14 protein-coding genes are annotated in these 15,951 nt (G+C 72.8%); 3 read left to right on the forward strand and 11 right to left on the reverse strand.

Translation table 11 applies throughout. From position 1 onward, the window contains the following. The first annotated feature begins 36 nt into the window (after nt 1-36). The gene (locus GA0070603_RS08665) at nt 37-879 is read left to right on the forward strand and encodes a peptidylprolyl isomerase (RefSeq protein WP_091321703.1); all 843 of its coding nucleotides are present in this window, start codon (nt 37-39) and stop codon (nt 877-879) included. Nucleotides 880-951: 72 nt separating this feature from the next. Here GA0070603_RS08665 and GA0070603_RS08670 read toward each other — a convergent pair whose 3' ends face one another. The 9 genes from GA0070603_RS08670 to GA0070603_RS31460 form a co-directional block, all read right to left on the reverse strand. Continuing rightward, nucleotides 952-3,411: a RelA/SpoT family protein gene (locus GA0070603_RS08670; RefSeq protein WP_091309860.1), complete on the reverse strand. Its 2,460-nt coding sequence runs from the start codon at nt 3,409-3,411 to the stop codon at nt 952-954. 345 nt (nt 3,412-3,756) lie between these two features. After that, nucleotides 3,757-4,323: an adenine phosphoribosyltransferase gene (locus GA0070603_RS08675; protein ID WP_091321705.1), complete on the reverse strand. Its 567-nt coding sequence runs from the start codon at nt 4,321-4,323 to the stop codon at nt 3,757-3,759. A gap of 95 nt (nt 4,324-4,418) precedes the next feature. Next, nucleotides 4,419-5,612, reverse strand: a complete 1,194-nt coding sequence (gene secF / locus GA0070603_RS08680; protein ID WP_091309863.1) for a protein translocase subunit SecF — start codon at nt 5,610-5,612, stop codon at nt 4,419-4,421. 1 nt (nt 5,613) lies between these two features. Then, nucleotides 5,614-7,536 (reverse strand): protein translocase subunit SecD, encoded by a 1,923-nt coding sequence (secD, locus tag GA0070603_RS08685; RefSeq protein WP_208862841.1) that lies wholly within the window; start codon nt 7,534-7,536, stop codon nt 5,614-5,616. 223 nt (nt 7,537-7,759) lie between these two features. Then, a complete protein-coding gene (yajC, locus tag GA0070603_RS08690; protein ID WP_187399590.1) occupies nt 7,760-8,104 on the reverse strand; it encodes a preprotein translocase subunit YajC in 345 nt (114 codons plus the stop codon). A 139-nt stretch (nt 8,105-8,243) separates the two neighbouring features. Then, nucleotides 8,244-9,308, reverse strand: a complete 1,065-nt coding sequence (ruvB, locus tag GA0070603_RS08695) for a Holliday junction branch migration DNA helicase RuvB (RefSeq protein WP_091309870.1) — start codon at nt 9,306-9,308, stop codon at nt 8,244-8,246. Further along, nucleotides 9,305-9,907 carry a Holliday junction branch migration protein RuvA gene (gene ruvA / locus GA0070603_RS08700; RefSeq protein WP_091309873.1) on the reverse strand — a complete coding sequence of 201 codons (603 nt, stop codon included), beginning with the start codon at nt 9,905-9,907 and terminating at the stop codon, nt 9,305-9,307. The genes ruvB and ruvA overlap by 4 nt, the downstream gene beginning before the upstream one ends. After that, nucleotides 9,904-10,431 carry a crossover junction endodeoxyribonuclease RuvC gene (gene ruvC / locus GA0070603_RS08705; RefSeq protein ID WP_091309877.1) on the reverse strand — a complete coding sequence of 176 codons (528 nt, stop codon included), beginning with the start codon at nt 10,429-10,431 and terminating at the stop codon, nt 9,904-9,906. The genes ruvA and ruvC overlap by 4 nt, the downstream gene beginning before the upstream one ends. A gap of 94 nt (nt 10,432-10,525) precedes the next feature. After that, entirely contained in the window at nt 10,526-10,807 is a 282-nt protein-coding gene (locus tag GA0070603_RS31460) for a DUF1905 domain-containing protein (RefSeq protein WP_167544522.1), read from the reverse strand. 169 nt (nt 10,808-10,976) lie between these two features. Between GA0070603_RS31460 and GA0070603_RS08715 the strand changes: the two genes are divergently transcribed. Both GA0070603_RS08715 and GA0070603_RS08720 read left to right on the forward strand, forming a co-directional pair. Next, the gene (locus GA0070603_RS08715; RefSeq protein ID WP_091309884.1) at nt 10,977-11,759 is read left to right on the forward strand and encodes a 3-hydroxybutyrate dehydrogenase; all 783 of its coding nucleotides are present in this window, start codon (nt 10,977-10,979) and stop codon (nt 11,757-11,759) included. Nucleotides 11,760-11,773: 14 nt separating this feature from the next. Beyond that, entirely contained in the window at nt 11,774-13,693 is a 1,920-nt protein-coding gene (locus GA0070603_RS08720; RefSeq protein WP_091309887.1) for a helix-turn-helix domain-containing protein, read from the forward strand. 12 nt (nt 13,694-13,705) lie between these two features. Here GA0070603_RS08720 and GA0070603_RS08725 read toward each other — a convergent pair whose 3' ends face one another. Together GA0070603_RS08725 and GA0070603_RS08730 are read right to left on the reverse strand one after the other, a co-directional pair. Continuing rightward, on the reverse strand, nt 13,706-14,314 hold the full coding sequence (locus tag GA0070603_RS08725; RefSeq protein ID WP_091309891.1) for a TetR/AcrR family transcriptional regulator: 609 nt from the start codon (nt 14,312-14,314) through the stop codon (nt 13,706-13,708). Between the two features lie 11 nt (nt 14,315-14,325). Then, nucleotides 14,326-15,891 (reverse strand): MFS transporter, encoded by a 1,566-nt coding sequence (locus tag GA0070603_RS08730; RefSeq protein ID WP_091309895.1) that lies wholly within the window; start codon nt 15,889-15,891, stop codon nt 14,326-14,328. Nucleotides 15,892-15,951: the final 60 nt, after the last annotated feature.

The raw sequence follows: 15,951 nt of genomic DNA on the forward strand, positions 1-15,951 counted from the left end.
GCACCGCCGTACCCGAGAAGCATGTGAGGAGTGACCGTGACGTCCACGAGAGAGCGGCAGCGCGCGGCGGCGCGGGCCCGCCTCGAGCGGGAGATGGCCGAGCGCGCCGCCAAGGCCCGCAAGCGCCGGCAGACCCAGGCCATCGTCGGCGCCGCGGCGGTGCTGGTGCTCGTCGTGGCCGGGACCGTCTGGCTCGCCACCTCGCTCGGCGGTGACGACGAGAAGCAGAACACCGCCGGCGGCGGCGACGGGTTCTCCCAGTGCGCGTTCACCGAGGTCCCCAAGGAGGGGCGCTCGAAGCAGATCAAGGACGTCGGGCTGCCCACGGCCCAGCAGGCCAACACGGGCACCCAGACCATGACGATCGACACCAACCTGGGCCCGATCACCGCCAAGATCGACCGCGGGAAGGTGCCCTGCACCGCGGGCAGCTTCACCCACCTGGCCAGCAAGGGCTTCTTCGACAACACCAAGTGCCACCGGCTCGTCACCGAGGGCATCAAGGTGCTCCAGTGCGGTGACCCGAGTGCGACCGGCAAGGGCTGGCGGGAGACCGACGGCACCGGCGGCCCGAGCTACAACCTGGCCGAGGAGAACCTGCCCACCGACAAGCGGCCCCCCTACCCGGAGGGCGTCATCGCCATGGCCAACTCCGGCCAGCAGGGCAGCACCGGCAGCCAGTTCTTCATCGTGTACGGCGACTCCCAGCTCGACCCGAACTACACCGTGCTGGGCACGATCACCGGCGGCATGGACGTGGTGAAGCAGGTCGCCGCGGCCGGTGACGACGGCGCCTTCGCCCAGCAGGCCGGTGGCGGTCACCCGAAGAAGGAGATCGTCGTCAACAAGCTCAGCATGAGCGACATCCAGGGCGGCTGAGCCGCCCGTACGACGCGAAAGCGCCCGCCGGCTGACCGCCGGCGGGCGCTTTCCGTTGTTCCGGGGGCCGGCTCAGGCGCCCGAGGTGACCCGGTAGGCGTCGAAGACGCCGTCGACCTTGCGGACCGCGGCCAGCAGGTGCCCCAGGTGCTTCGGGTCGGCCATCTCGAAGCTGAACCGGCTCACCGCCACCCGGTCCCGGGTGGTGGTGACGGTCGCGGAGAGGATGTTGACCCGCTCGTCGGAGAGCACCCGGGTGACGTCCGCGAGGAGCTTGTGCCGGTCGAGGGCCTCCACCTGGATGGCGACCAGGAAGGTCGAGGCGGAGGTCAGCTTCCAGCTCACCTCGACCACCCGCTCGCTCTGCGCCCGCAGGTCCTCGGCGTTGGCGCAGTCGTCCCGGTGGACGCTCACCCCGCCGGAGCGGGTGACGAAGCCGAACACCGCGTCCGGCGGCACCGGGGTGCAGCAGCGGGCCAGCTTGATCCAGACGTCGCTGACCCCCCGGACCACCACGCCCGGGTCGGCGCTGCTCTGCCGGCTGCGCGGCGGCCGGGTGGCGACGGCGGTCTCGGCGATGTCCTCCGCCGCGCCCTCCTCGCCGCCGTACGCGGCCATCAGCTTCTGCACCACCGACTGCGCGGAGACCTGGCTGTCGCCGACCGCCGCGTAGAGCGAGGCCACGTCGGCCAGGTGCAGGTCCCGGGCGATCGCCATGAGCGCGTCCGAGGTGAGCATCCGCTGCAGCGGCATGCCCTGCTTGCGCATCGCCTTGACGATCGAGTCCTTGCCGGCCTCGATCGCCTCCTCCCGCCGCTCCTTGTTGAAGTACTGGCGGATCTTGGTGCGGGCGCGCGGGCTCTTGACGAAGCCCAGCCAGTCCTGCGTGGGGCCGGCCGTGTCGGACTTCGAGGTGAAGATCTCGATCACGTCGCCGTTGGAGAGCGTCGACTCCAGCGGCACCAGCTTGCCGTTGACCCGGGCGCCGATGCACTTGTGCCCGACCTCGGTGTGCACCGCGTACGCGAAGTCCACCGGCGTCGACCCGGTCGGCAACGGGATGACGTCGCCCTTCGGGGTGAAGACGTACACCTCCTGGCTGGACAGGTCGAACCGCAGCGCGTCGAGGAACTCGCTCGGGTCGGCCGCCTCGCGCTGCCAGTCCAGCAGCTGGCGCAGCCAGGTCATCTCGTCGATGTGCGCCGGCGGGCCGACCACCGGGGTGCCCTTGTGCTCCTTGTACTTCCAGTGCGCGGCGATGCCGAACTCGGCGGTGCGGTGCATCGCGTAGGTGCGGATCTGCATCTCCACCGGCTTGCCGGTGGGCCCGATGACCGTCGTGTGCAACGACTGGTACATGTTGAACTTGGGCATGGCGATGTAGTCCTTGAACCGGCCCGGCACCGGCTGCCAGTTGGCGTGGATGACGCCCAGCGCCGCGTAGCAGTCCCGCACCGTGTCGACCAGGATCCGCACCCCGACCAGGTCGTAGATGTCGTTGAAGTCGCGCCCCCGCACGATCATCTTCTGGTAGATCGAGTAGAGGTGCTTCGGCCGGCCGGTGGTCTCCGCCTTGATCTTGGCGGCCTTCAGGTCGGTGGACACCTTCTGGGTCACCTGGCGCAGCAGCGCCTCACGCTGCGGCTGGTGCTCGCCGATCAGCCGGTTGATCTCCTCGAACCGCTTCGGGAACAGGGTGCCGAAGGCGAGGTCCTCCAGCTCCCACTTGATGGTGTTCATACCGAGGCGGTGGGCCAGCGGGGCGAGGATCTCCAGGGTCTCCTTGGCCTTCTGCTCCTGCTTGGGGCGGGGCAGGAAGGTCAGGGTACGCATGTTGTGCAGCCGATCGGCCAGCTTGATCACCAGGACGCGCGGGTCCTTGGCCATGGCCACGACCATCTTGCGGATCGTCTCCGCCTTGGCCGCGTCACCCAGCTTGACCTTGTCGAGCTTGGTGACGCCGTCGACCAGCAGGGCCACCTCGCCGCCGAAGTCGGCGCGCATCTGGTCGAGGGTGTATTCCGTGTCCTCGATCGTGTCGTGCAGCAGCGCCGCGACGAGCGTGGTGGTGTCCATGCCCAGGTTCGCCAGGATGGTCGCCACCGCGAGCGGGTGGGTGATGTAGGGGTCACCGGACTTGCGGTACTGACCCGAGTGCCACCGCGCGGCCGTGTCGAAGGCGCGCTGGAGCAGCCGGGCGTCGGCCTTGGGGTGGTTCTCGCGGTGGGTGGCGATCAGCGGCTCCAGCACCTCGCTGACCTGCGAGGTCTGCCAGGGCGCGTTGAACCGGGCCAGCCGGGCGCGCACCCTCCGGCCGGTCGGCGCGTTGGAGAGGGCGAAGCCGCCGGCGGGCGAGGGGTCCGCCCCGGCGTCGGTCGGGAACGGCACCACGACCGCGCCGCCGTCCGCCTGCCCGTCGGTGCCGGTCACCCGGGCCGGCGGGTTGCCGCCGCTCCGCTCGGTCACCGAGCCGTCCGCGTCGCCTGTCGGGTGCACCGTGCCCTCCACCGGAGGGACGACATCGTGGGACACCGGCCTCCTCACCGCTCGCCGGGATGCGCCGGCCGTCCGGCCGACATCCTGTCCAACCGGCCGAGGGGCCGGAGTTGTTCCGCGCCGGTCACCGGGGGCCTCGCGGCCCCGGCGGCCCCGCACCGCCGGACGGTCACCCGCCCGGTCAGGCCGCCGAGCGGTCTCCCACCCGGTCAAACCGCCGGACGGTCACCCGCCCGGTCAGGCCGCCGAGCGGTCTCCCACCCGGTCAAACCGCCGGACGGTCACCCGCCCGGTCAAGCAAAGGGCAATGCTACCCGTACGCAGGGTACGCCGCCGCTCCGCCGGACGGACCGCGCCGGGTCGGCCCGACGGGCCGGTGGGTCAAACGGTCAGCAGGGCATGGACCGGACGCGGGGCGAGTCGCTCGCGCCCCTTGAGGAAGCCGAGTTCCATGAGCACGGTGAAGCCGGCCACCGTGCCGCCGGCCCGCTCCACCAGGTCGAGGGTGGCCTCGGCGGTGCCGCCGGTGGCGAGCACGTCGTCCAGGACGAGGACCCGGTGGCCGGCCGTGAAGGCGTCCTGGTGCACCTCCAGCGTCGCCTCGCCGTATTCGAGGGCGTACGACGCCGAGTGGGTGGCCCGGGGCAGCTTGCCGGCCTTGCGCACCGGCACCACGCCCACCCCGGTGGCGTACGCGACGGCCGCGGCGAGCACGAACCCGCGCGCCTCGATGCCCACCACCGCGTCGAACGAGTCCCGCCCGTGGTACGCGATGATCCCGTCGATCACCTCACGGAAGGCCGCGCCGTCGGCGAACAGCGGCATCAGGTCCTTGAACATGACGCCGGGCTTCGGGAAGTCCGGCACGTCCAGCACCCGGCTGGCGACCAGTCGGGCGACCTCCGGGCCGCTGTCTCCCCGTACCCCGGTGGTGTGGGTCTCCGTCACGGTGCGTCCCATGTCCTCTCGAACGACGGCGGCGTCCGTCATGCCGCTTTCACAGCATGGCGGACGCCGTCCGGTCGATCTCTACCGGGTGTGGGTCAGCGGCGCTTCCCGCCACCGGGCCGGTTGCCCCCGCCGCCGGCGGGACGCCCGCCCCGGGCGCCGCTGGGGCGCTTGGCGGCCGGCCGGGCGCCGACCTTCGGGGCGGCGCCGGCCAGGGCGGCCGCCTCGGGGTCGATGGTCTCCTCGGCGGTGGCCGCCGCGGACCGCGGGGCGCCCTTCGGGGTGACCTCGCCGCGGGCGATGGCGCCCCGGCGGGCCAGCACCCGCTTGTTGTGGGCGCTGATCCGCGGGTCCTGGTTCTTCAGCAGCACCAGCAGCGGGGTGGCCAGCAGGATCGAGGTCAGGAAGGCGACCGCCATACCGACGAAGAGCACCAGACCCAGGTCCTTCAGGGTGCCCGCGCCGAGCAGGCCGGCACCGATGAAGAGCAGACCGCCGACCGGGAGCAGGGCGACCACCGAGGTGTTCAGCGACCGCATGAGGCTCTGGTTCAGCGCCAGGTTGGCCGCCTCGCCGTAGGTGTGGTTGTTGTTGGCGGTGATGCCCCGGGTGTTCTCCTGGACCTTGTCGAAGACCACCACCACGTCGTAGAGCGCGAAGCCCAGGATGGTGAGGAAGCCGATGATCGTCGACGGGGTGACCTCGAAGCCGACCAGCGAGTAGATGCCGGCCGTGAGCACCAGGTTGGTGAACAGCGACGCGATCGCGGCGGCAGCCATCCGCCACTCGAAGCGGAGGATCAGGTAGATCGCCACCACCGCGACGAAGATCAGCAGACCGAGCAGGGCGCGGGACGTGACCTGACTGCCCCACGCCTCGGAGACCTGGCTGCCGCTGATCTGGTCGGCCTGGATGCCGAACGACTGCGCCATCTCGGTCTTGACCTCGTTGGCCTGCTCCGCGGTGAGCTGCCCGGTGCGCAGCTCGTAGTACTCACCGCTGGTGCTGCCGACCTTCTGCGCGGTGACCACCTCGGCGCCGCCGCCCTTGGCGGCGAGCGCGGCGTCGACCTTCGCCTCGGCCTGCTCCAGGGTGCCGACGCTGGCCGGCACCTGGAACGAGTTGCCGCCCGCGAACTCGATGCCGAGGCTGAAACCCCGGACCGCGAAGCTCAGCACGGCGATCAGCACCAGCACACCGGCGACGGCGAACCACAGCTTGCGCCGGCCGACGATGTTGAGATCGGCCTCGCCCCGGTAGAGCCGGGACGCCAGACCACTCTTAGCCATCTCAGGCCTCCTTGACGCGCGGGTTGCGGGCGGCGCCCGACTCGGCCGACCGGGCCGGCAGGGCCCGGCCGAGGCCGCTGACCCGCGGGGACAGGAACGCCCGGGTGCGGGCGAACATCGTCATGATCGGGTGACGGAAGAGGAACACGACGACCAGGTCGAGGACGGTCGCCAGGCCGAGCGCGAAGGCGAAGCCCTTCACCGCGCCGACCGAGACGATGTAGAGCACCACGGCCGACATCAGGGTGATGGCGTTCGCCGAGATGATCGTCCGGCGGGCGCGGACCCACGCACGCGGCACCGCGCTGCGCGGGCTGCGCCCCTCGCGGATCTCGTCCTTGAGCCGCTCGAAGTAGATGACGAACGAGTCCGCCGCCACACCGAGTGAGACGATCATGCCGGCGATGCCGGCGAGCGTGAGGGTGAACCCGATCGACCGGCCGAGCACGACCAGCGCGCCGAAGACCAGCAGCGCCGAGAGCACCAGGCTCAGGAAGATGACCGAGCCGAGCAGCCGGTAGTAGAAGAACGAGTAGATGATGACCAGCAGCATGCCGATGCCGGCCGCGAGCAGACCCGCCTTGAGGTGGCTGTCGCCCAGCGTCGCGGTGACGTTCTGCTGCTCCTGCGGCTCGAAGGTCACCGGCAGGGCGCCGTAGCGCAGCTGGCTGGCCAGCGCGTTGGCGGTCTTGTTGTCGAAGCTGCCGGTGATCTGCGAGTCACCGGTCAGCACGCCCTGGATCTCCGGGGACGAGACGATCTCGTTGTCCAGCACCACGGCGACCCGGCACTTGCCGTCCTGGCCGAGCGCGGTCTGGTCGCAGGCCTGACCCTCGTTGTTGAACGCCTCGCGGGTGAGCGCGGTCCACTTCTCCTGGCCCTTGCCGGTGAAGTTCAGGCTGACCACCCAGGAGCTGGTCTGGTCGAGCACGGCGTTGGCGTCGTCGACGTCGGTGCCGAGCACCTTGGCCTTGTCGAGCAGGTACTTGGCGCCGGACTCGCAGGCCACGGCCTGCTGGTTCTCGTCCTTGATCGAGGCCGCCGGCCGGTTGTCGAGCTGCTGGCAGGTGATGGTCGGGACGTTGAACTGGATCCCGACCGGCAGCACCGCGACCTCCTGCGGGGAGAGCGTGCCGAACGGCTTGAGCTTGTCGGCCAGCGACGGGTCGGCCGTGAGGTCGGCCGGCGCCTGGAGGCCGGAGGCGGCGGCCCAGGCCGCGGCGCCCACCTTCTGCTCGATGGCCTTGCGCTGCTGCTCGATGCTCTGCGGCACCGGCTCGGCGCTGGCGCTCGGGCTCGGCGCGGCGGCGCTCGGCGTGGCCGACGGGGTCGGCGCGGCGGCGCTGGCGCTCGGCGTCGGCGCCATGCCGCCCTGACCGCCGGCGCTCGGCGACGCGGTGGCCTTGGGCGCGGCGCTGCCGGACGGCTGCGGGCTCGCGCTGCCGGACGGGGCCGGGGTGGCGCTGCCCGACGGGGCCGGGGTGGCGCTGGCCGTCGGGGCCGGCGCGGCGGCGGCGCCGCTGCCGTCGGTGGCCTTGAGCACCTTGCGGAAGCGCAGCTCGGCGGCCTCACCGACGTTCGTCAGGTCCCGGTTCTGACCGGGCAGGGAGATGACGATGTTCCGGTTGCCCTCGGTGACCACCTCGGCCTCGGCCACGCCGTAGGCGTTGACCCGGTTCTCGATGATCTGCCGCGCCTCTTCGAGGTTGGCGGAGGTCGGGGGCTTGCCGTCCACGCTGTTGGTGGCCTCGAGCGTCAGCCGGGTGCCACCGATGAGGTCCAGGCCGAGCCGGGGCTCCAGCCGATCCTTCCAGCCACCGCTGGCGCCGCCCGAGAAGAACACCAAAAGATAGAGGACGACGAAGATGAACCCGAGCACGGCGAGCTGCCGTCCGGGGCGCATCTGTCCCTGAGGTGGTGCCACGGCTGTCCTGTCTCCCTGTACGGTCGCGCCGCTTCGGCAGCGGCGAGATTGTCGGGCCGGGGGTGTCCGCCCGACTGCTCCGGCGGGACGGCGCCGCCGGACGGCACGCCTCCCCGGCGCACGACGCGGCGGCGTCGCGCGGGGTTTCTCGCGTGCCGGCGTCGAACGCCGACCCAACTATCCACTTGTATGAGTGAATCCGCTGCCCCGTCCGGGGCCGTGGTCACTCCTTGACCGGCTCGGCTTCCTCGGTGATCGTCTCGGCCTCCGGCGCCTCGACGCGCTTCACCACGCGGGCGATGGCGGGACGCGCGTACCGGGTCTGCACGCCCGGGGCGACCTCGAGCAGGACCGTCTCGTCCTCGACCCCGGTCACCGTGCCGTAGAGACCGCCGATGGTGACCACCTCGTCGCCCACGCCGAGCGCGGACTGCATCTGCTCGGCCTCACGGCGACGCTTCTGCTGGGGGCGGATCATCATGAAGTACATGACGCCGAAGAGCAGAGCGATCATGAGGATCGGCGTCAGACCGCCGGCTCCCCCGCCACTCGCTGCTGCGTAAAGCACGGTTGTCGACCTTCCCATTGGCCTCCGCGCCGCCCCGGAGGGCACCACAGCGGAGGCGGATTCTCACGTCCTGTCAAACCGCGGCGAAGTCTAATCCCTGCACCTGAGAAGACCGAATGCGGCACAGATCACGTTCGGATCACGGCTGATCGGGCTGCGCCGAGAACAGATCGGGCGCCGAAGGGGCATCCGCGCCAAATGTACCATTCGGCGGCGTACGCCCCAGATGATGCCAGGCGGCCGCCGTGGCGACCCGGCCGCGCGGCGTACGGGCCAGGAGCCCGGCCCGGACCAGGAAGGGCTCGCACACCTCCTCGACCGTGTCCGGCTGCTCCCCCACCGCCACGGCGAGGGTGGAGAGGCCGACGGGGCCGCCCCGGAAGGAGTCGACAAGCGCGGTGAGCACCGCCCGGTCCAGCCGGTCCAGGCCGAGCGCGTCGACGTCGTAGACGGTGAGGGCGGCCCGGGCGGTCTCCAGGTTGACCACCCCTTCGGCGCGGACCTCGGCGAAGTCGCGCACGCGGCGCAGCAGCCGGTTGGCGATCCGGGGGGTGCCCCGGGACCGCCCGGCGATCTCCGCCGCGCCGTCGGGGGTGATCGGCACGCCGAGGATCCGGGCGGACCGGTGCAGCAGCGTCTCCAGGTCGGCCGGGGAGTAGAAGTCGAGGTGGGCCACGAAGCCGAACCGGTCCCGCATGGGCCCGGTGAGCAGGCCGGAGCGGGTGGTCGCGCCGACCAGGGTGAACGGCTCGACGTCGAGCGGGATGGCGGTCGCCCCGGGGCCCTTGCCGACCACCACGTCGACCCGGAAGTCCTCCATGGCGCTGTAGAGCAGTTCCTCGGCCGGCTTGGCGATCCGGTGGATCTCGTCGATGAAGAGCACGTCGCCCTCGGCGAGGCTGGTCAGGATGGCGGCCAGGTCGCCGGAGCGCTCGATGGCCGGCCCGCTGGTCACCCGGATCCCCGAGCCCAGTTCGGCGGCGACGATGTTGGCCAGGGTGGTCTTACCGAGGCCAGGCGGCCCTGACAAAAGAATGTGGTCGGGCGGGGAGCCGCGCCGCATCGCACCCTTGAGCAACAGATCGAGCTGGTCGCGGACCCGGTGCTGGGCGATGAACTCCTCCAGCCGCTTGGGCCGGACGCTGGCCTCCGCGTCCCGTTCCGCGTCGCTGACGTACGCCGAGACGAGGTTGTCGTTGCTCATCGGGTGCGGCCCAGGAGGCGGATGGCCTGCTTGAGCAGGACCGGCACGGGCGGGGTCTCGCCGTCGACCGTCTCGGCGACGGCGGCCACCGCCTGCTCGGCCTGGGCGGCGGTCCAGCCGAGCCCGACGAGGGCCTGGCGGACCTGCTCGGGCCAGGCGCCGGCGGTGACCCCGGCCGCGCCGTCGGCGCCGATCGGCACCGGGCCGATCCGGTCGCGCAGTTCGAGGACGAGCCGCTCGGCGCCCTTCTTGCCGATGCCGGGCACCCGGGTCAGCGCGGCGGTGTCGGCGTTGGCGATGGCCTTGCGGACGGCGTCGGGGGTGTGCACGGCGAGCACCGCCTGGGCCAGCCGCGGGCCGACCCCGCTGGCGGTCTGGAGCAGCTCGAAGAGCTGCTTGGCGTCGTCGTCGGCGAAGCCGTAGAGGGTGAGCGAGTCCTCCCGGACCACCAGGCTGGTGGCCAGCCGGGCGGGCTGGCCGACGCGCAGCTCGGCGAGGGTGCCGGGGGCGCACTGCACGGCCAGGCCGATGCCGCCCACCTCCACCACGGCGTGGTCCGGACCGGTCGCGGTCACCGTGCCGCGCACGCTGGCGATCATCGCGCTCCTCCTCGTCGTGCCCGCTCCGCCGCGGCGGCCAGCTTGGATCGGGTGCCGCCGCGCCAGACGTGGCAGATGGCCAGCGCCAGGGCGTCGGCGGCGTCGGCCGGGCGGGGCGGCTCGGGCAGCCGCAGCAGCCGGGTGACCATGGCGGTCATCTGCGCCTTGTCGGCCTGGCCGGAACCGGTCACCGCCGCCTTCACCTCGCTCGGGGTGTAGGTCTGCACGGGCAGCCCGGCCCGGGCCCCGGCGAGCACGGCGATCCCGCTGGCCTGGGCGGTGCCCATCACGGTGCGGACGTTGTGCTGGCTGAACACCCGTTCGACGGCCACGGCGTCGGGCCGGTGCTCGGCGACCAGGTCGGTGAGGGAGCGGTCCAGGTGCAGCAGGCGCAGCGGCAGCTCGTCGGCGGGGTCGGTGTAGACGACGTAGTAGGCGACGAGGGTGCAGGGGCGGCCCGGCACGCCCTCGACCACGCCGACCCCGCACCGGGTCAGCCCCGGGTCGACGCCCAGCACGCGCACGCCGCCTCCTCCCCCAGCCGCCAGCAGTACGTGTGTTCGACACCCTACTGGTGCGGTCGGACGGCCGCCGGGCGGGACACGCCCAGCCGTGCGGTCAGCGCCGCGTCGGGTCGACCTCGACCGCGACGGTGACCGGGTCGCCGTGGTCCTTGCCGGCGCGGATGCGGGCCGGGACGGGCAGCAGCCAGCCGGCCCGCCGGTCCCGCCAGACGCTCGTCGACCAGGTGCGGCCGTCGACGGTGGCGGTCACCGGCACCCGGCCGAACGGGCCGGCCGCCTCCGGCGCGTGCTCCGCCGGGACCGGGGCGAACACCCAGCCACCGGCGCCGGACCAGCGCACCAGTGTCACCTCGAAGGACGTCGTCCCGCCCGCCATCCACGCCTCCGTTCCGCGCCGGACCGACCCGGGCCACCGTCGCACGGCCCCCTGACACGCGGCGGCGGCCCGGCCCCGCGCGAGGCGGCGGGCGCCACACACTGAAGCGGTCGAGTATGTGTCGCCGCCCCATGTGCCGCTGGCCACACAGCTCGTAACTTCTTGCGCCATGACGGCAGAACCCGTGGCGGTCCCCCACGTCGTGAACGTCGACCTCTCCGGTCGCGCCGCGCTGGTGACCGGTGGTGGCAGCGGCATCGGACGGGCCTGTGCCCTGCGGCTGGCGGCGGCCGGCGCGGCGGTGCTGGTGGTGGACCGCAACGTGGAGGCGGCCAAGGCGGTCGCGGCGGAGGCGGGGGGCCGGGCGGAGGGCGTCGACCTGGCCGACTCCGCGGCGGTGGACCGGCTCGACGTCGACGTGGACATCGTCGTCAACAACGCCGGCCTCCAGCACGTGGCGCCGGTACAGGACTTCCCCGTCGAGCGCTTCGAGTACATCCAGCGGGTGATGGTGGAGGCGCCGTTCCTGCTGATCCGCCGGGCGCTGCCCCGGATGTACGCGAACGGGTGGGGCCGGATCGTCAACATCTCGTCGGTGCACGGGTTGCGCGCCTCGCCGTACAAAGCGGCGTACGTCTCGGCGAAGCACGCGCTGGAGGGCCTGTCGAAGGTGGTGGCGCTGGAGGGCGCCGCGCACGGGGTGACGGCCAACTGCATCAACCCGGCGTACGTGCGGACCGCGCTGGTGGAGAGCCAGATCGCCGACCAGGCGGCCAGTCACGGCATCGGCGAGGACGAGGTGGTGGAGAAGATCATGCTGGCCCGGGCGGCGATCAAGCGGCTGATCGAGCCGGAGGAGGTGGCGGAGCTGGTGGCGTACCTGTGCTCGCCGCCCGCCGCGTTCATCACCGGCGCGTCGATCGCCCTCGACGGGGGCTGGACGGCCAACTAGTGGCCTCGCGCACAATGTCGGTCATGTCGTCGCCGGTCGAGTTCCTGGAGCTGCTGGCGCGGGAGGCCGCCCCGGTCGAGTTCGAGGGCCCGCTGGTCGCCGCCCGCGCCGCCGGCCTGCCCGCCGAGCGCCTCGCCGAGCTGGAGCAGGCGAAGCTGGTGGCGTTGCGGGTCCGCGCGCTGCTGGAGCGGCGGCGCCGCCGGGAGACCGAGCTCTCCGGCCTGTACGACACGGCCAGCGACCTGGCCGGGCTGCGCGACCTGGACGACGTGCTGCGGGCGATCGTGCACCGGGCGCGGATCCTGCTCGGCACCGACGTGGCGTACATGACGCTCAACGACGACGAGCGCGGCGACACGTACATGAGGGTCACCGACGGCTCGATCTCGGCGCGGTTCCAGCGGCTGCGGCTGGAGATGGGCGACGGCCTGGGTGGCCTGGTGGCGCAGACCGGCACCCCGTACGTCACCTCGAACTACCAGGAGGACGACCGCTTCAAGCACACCGGGGAGATCGACGGCGGGGTGGGCGAGGAGGGCCTGGTGGCCATCCTGGGCGTCCCGCTGCGGCTCGGGTCGAGCGTCATCGGCGTGCTGTACGCGGCCAACCGGTCGGCCCGGCCGTTCGCCCGCGAGGAGGTGTCGCTGCTGGTCTCCCTGGCCGCGCACGCCGCCGTGGCCATCGACACCGCCCGGCTGCTGGCCGAGACCCGGTCGGCGCTGGAGGAGCTGTCGACGGCGAACAGCACGATCCGGGCGCACAGCAGCTCGGTGGAGCGGGCCGCCGCCGCCCACGACCGGATGACCGCCCTCGTGGTACGCGGCGGCGGGATGGAGGACGTGGCGGCGGCGGTCACCGAGGTGCTCGGCGGGGCGCTGCTGGCGCTGGACGCCGAGGGGCGGCGGCTGGCCCGGGTGGGCGAGATCGAGGAGCCGGACCGGGCGGACATCGTGGAGGCGGTGGCCGCGTCCCGCACCGAGGGGCGCAGCGTGCGCCGGGGTCCGCTGTGGTACGCCGCCGTGGTGGCCGGCGCGGAGAACCTGGGCGCGCTGGTGCTGCGCCCGGACGGCGAGCTGGTCGACGCCGACCAGCGGATCCTGGAGCGGGCCGCGCTGGTGACCGCGCTGCTGCTGCTGTTCCGCCGCACGGTGGCGGAGGCGGAGGGGCGGGTCCGGGGCGAGCTGCTGGACGACCTGATCGCCCGGCCGCTGCGGGACACCGACGCGCTGCGCAGCCGGGCGCGGCGGCTCGGCGTGGACCTGGACGCCCCGCACGTGCTCGTGGCGGTCGGCGACGACGCGATCGCCGCCACCGGCTCGGCCCGGCAGCGGGTGCTCTCCTGGGCCACCACGTACGCCTCGACGCGGGGCGGGCTGGCGGCGGCGCGCGACGGGCGGGTGGTGCTCATGCTGCCCGGCCAGGACGCGGGCGGCGCGGCCCGGGCGGTGGCCCGGGACCTGTCCCGGGTGACCGGCCGGCCGGTGACCGCCGGTTCGAGCGGGCCGTCCACGGGCCCGGCCTCGCTGGCCGTCACCTTCGCCGAGGCGGAGCGGTGCCTGACGGCGCTGGGCGCGCTGGGCCGGGCCGGGCAGGGGGCGAGCACTGCCGAGCTGGGCTTCGTGGGGCTGCTGCTGGGCGCGGTCGGGGACTCGGGCGACCGGGACGTGGCCCGTTTCCTCACCGCCACCGTCGGGCCGGTGGTCGACTACGACGCCCGGCGGGGCACCGCGCTGGTGAAGACCCTGGAGGCGTACTTCGGGGTGGGTGGCAGCCTGGCTCGGGCGGCGGAGCTGCTGCACGTGCACGTCAACACGGTGACCCAGCGGCTGGAGCGGGTCGGGCAGCTGCTCGGCGCGGACTGGCAGAAGCCGGAGCGCGCCCTGGAGGTGCAGCTCGCCCTGCGGCTGCACCGGCTGCGCACCCCGGCGGCCTGACCCGCCCGCGGTTCAGCGGGCGCGCAGGCCTTCGAGGACGCTGTCCACGACCCGCTCGGGGAGGATGCGCTCGTCCAGCTCGGGGTGCCAGCGCAGCACCCGCTGGATCAGCATGGGCCCGCTGAGCAGCGCCATGGCCAGCTCGATGTCGAGGTCGGCGCGGAGTTCCCCGCTGTCCACCCCGCGGCGCAGCACCTCGCGCATCAGCTTCCGCCGCGGCTCGATGATGTTCTGGTAGAGCTGGAAGTGGTCCGGGCTGCGGTTCACCTCGGGCACCAGGCACGGCATGATCCGGGCGGCCCGCGGGTCGACGTTGTGGCCGACCGCGCCGACGAGCAGCACCAGGTCGTCGCGGACGGAGTGCCCGGCGGGCTGGGGCGGCACCCCCTTGAGCCGGCGCAGTGCGTCCATGAGCAGCGCGTCCTTGCCGGACCAGCGGCGGTAGATGGTGGCCTTGCCAACTCCGGCGCGGGCGGCGATCGCCTCGATGGAGAGCGCCTCGATGGTGCTGCCCTCGGCCAGCAGGTCGAGGGTGGCCTCGATGATCGCTTCGTCCGCGCGGACGCTCCGCGGTCGCCCGGGCGACCGCGGAGCATCAGCCGTAGAGGTCATGTCAGACATTGTCGCCGAACCTACGCGGTCCCGGCCAACTCCCGCTCGGTGGCCGGCCGGGCGTCGGTCTCGATCACCGGGCGGCCGGGCATCCAGCGCAGCACGATGACGAAGCCGAGGAGTGCCACCAGCGCGGACACCCCGGCCGCCCAGTGCATCGCCGAGACGAACGAGGTGTTCGCCGCGTCGATGAGCCGGGGAGCGCCGGCCCCGAGCCGGCCGGCGACCGCGTACGCCCCGGAGATCGACTCCTGGGCCGCGTCGCGGACCGGGCCGGGCAGGCCGGACACGGCCGTGGCCACGTCGTTGCGGTAGACGGCGGAGAGCACCGAACCGAGCACCGCCACGCCGAGCGCGCCGGCGACCTGGCGGACGGTGTTGCTCACGGCCGAGCCCACGCCGGCCTTCTCGCGGGGCAGCGCCGACATGATCGACTCGGTGGCCGGCGGCATGATGTTGGCCATCCCGGCGCCCTGCACGAAGCCCAGCGCCGAGAAGATCCAGATCGGGGTGTCCGCGTCGATGAGCACGAACGCGCCGAGCGCGGCGGCGGTGAGCAGCAGCCCGACCCCGGCGACCGCCCGGCCGCCGTAGCGGCGCACCATGGCGGCGCTGCGCGGCGCGAAGATCAGCTGGGCGGCCGCGAACGGCAGGAAGAGCAGGCCGCTCTCCAGCGGGCTGTAGCCGCGGACCAGCTGGAGGTAGAAGGCGCCGAAGAACATGACGCCCATGGCGGCGAAGAAGACCAGGCCGACCAGCGCCACCGGGGCGGCGAACCGGGGCACCCGGAACAGCCGGACGTCCAGCGACGGGTGGTCGCTGCGCAGCTCGTGGGCGACGAACCAGCCGAGCACCGCGAGGCCGCCGACGATCGCCAGCCACACCCGCGGCCGGTCGAAGCCGTGCTCGCCGCCGTCGATGATGCCGTACGTGAGGGCGACCAGGCCGACCACGGAGAGCAGCACGCCGAGCACGTCCACCCGGCCGGGCCGGGGGTCGCGGGACTCCGGGACGAGGGCGGCCACGAGCACCACGCCGAGCACCACGACCGGCACGTTGATCAGGAAGACCGAACCCCACCAGTAGTGCTCCAGCAGGGCGCCGCCGAGCACCGGGCCGATGGCCACGGCCAGACCGACCGCGCCGGCCCAGATGCCGATCGCCTTGGCCCGTTCCCGGGGGTCGAACACGTTCGAGATGATCGACAGGGTCACCGGCATGATGGCCGCGCCGCCGACGCCCATCAGGGCGCGGGTGGCGATCAGCTGGCCCGGGTCCTGGGCGTACGCGGAGAGCAGCGAGGCCAGCCCGAACAGCGCCAGGCCGACCATCAGGAAGCGCTTGCGACCGAGGCGGTCGCCGAGGACGCCGAAGGTGAACAGCAGCCCGGCGAAGACCAGGGTGTAGGAGTTGATCGCCCACTCCAGCTCGCCCTGGCTGGCCCCGAGGCCGTGCACCGGGTCGGCGAGGGTACGCAGGGCGACGTTGAGGATCGTGTTGTCGAGGACGACCACGAGGAGGCTGATCACCAGCACCCCCAGGATCGCCCACCTCCTCGGGTGTCCAGTGTTCTCGTGCGGTTCCACTCGGGTTCTCCCCCCGACTCACCCGCGTCAAATACGATACGGGACAGACTCGTAACGCTG

The organism is Micromonospora chersina, from assembly GCF_900091475.1.
In the GTDB taxonomy this organism is placed as follows: domain Bacteria; phylum Actinomycetota; class Actinomycetes; order Mycobacteriales; family Micromonosporaceae; genus Micromonospora; species Micromonospora chersina.

Coding starts and splice junctions, on each gene's coding strand:
- GA0070603_RS08715 (WP_091309884.1), top strand. CDS start 10,977: ATGACGGCAGAACCCGTGGCGGTCCCCCACGTCGTGAACGTCGACCTC.
- ruvA (WP_091309873.1), bottom strand. CDS start 9,907: ATGATCGCCAGCGTGCGCGGCACGGTGACCGCGACCGGTCCGGACCAC.
- ruvB (WP_091309870.1), bottom strand. CDS start 9,308: ATGAGCAACGACAACCTCGTCTCGGCGTACGTCAGCGACGCGGAACGG.
- GA0070603_RS31460 (WP_167544522.1), bottom strand. CDS start 10,807: ATGGCGGGCGGGACGACGTCCTTCGAGGTGACACTGGTGCGCTGGTCC.
- GA0070603_RS08720 (WP_091309887.1), top strand. CDS start 11,774: ATGTCGGTCATGTCGTCGCCGGTCGAGTTCCTGGAGCTGCTGGCGCGG.
- secF (WP_091309863.1), bottom strand. CDS start 5,612: ATGGCTAAGAGTGGTCTGGCGTCCCGGCTCTACCGGGGCGAGGCCGAT.
- GA0070603_RS08725 (WP_091309891.1), bottom strand. CDS start 14,314: ATGTCTGACATGACCTCTACGGCTGATGCTCCGCGGTCGCCCGGGCGA.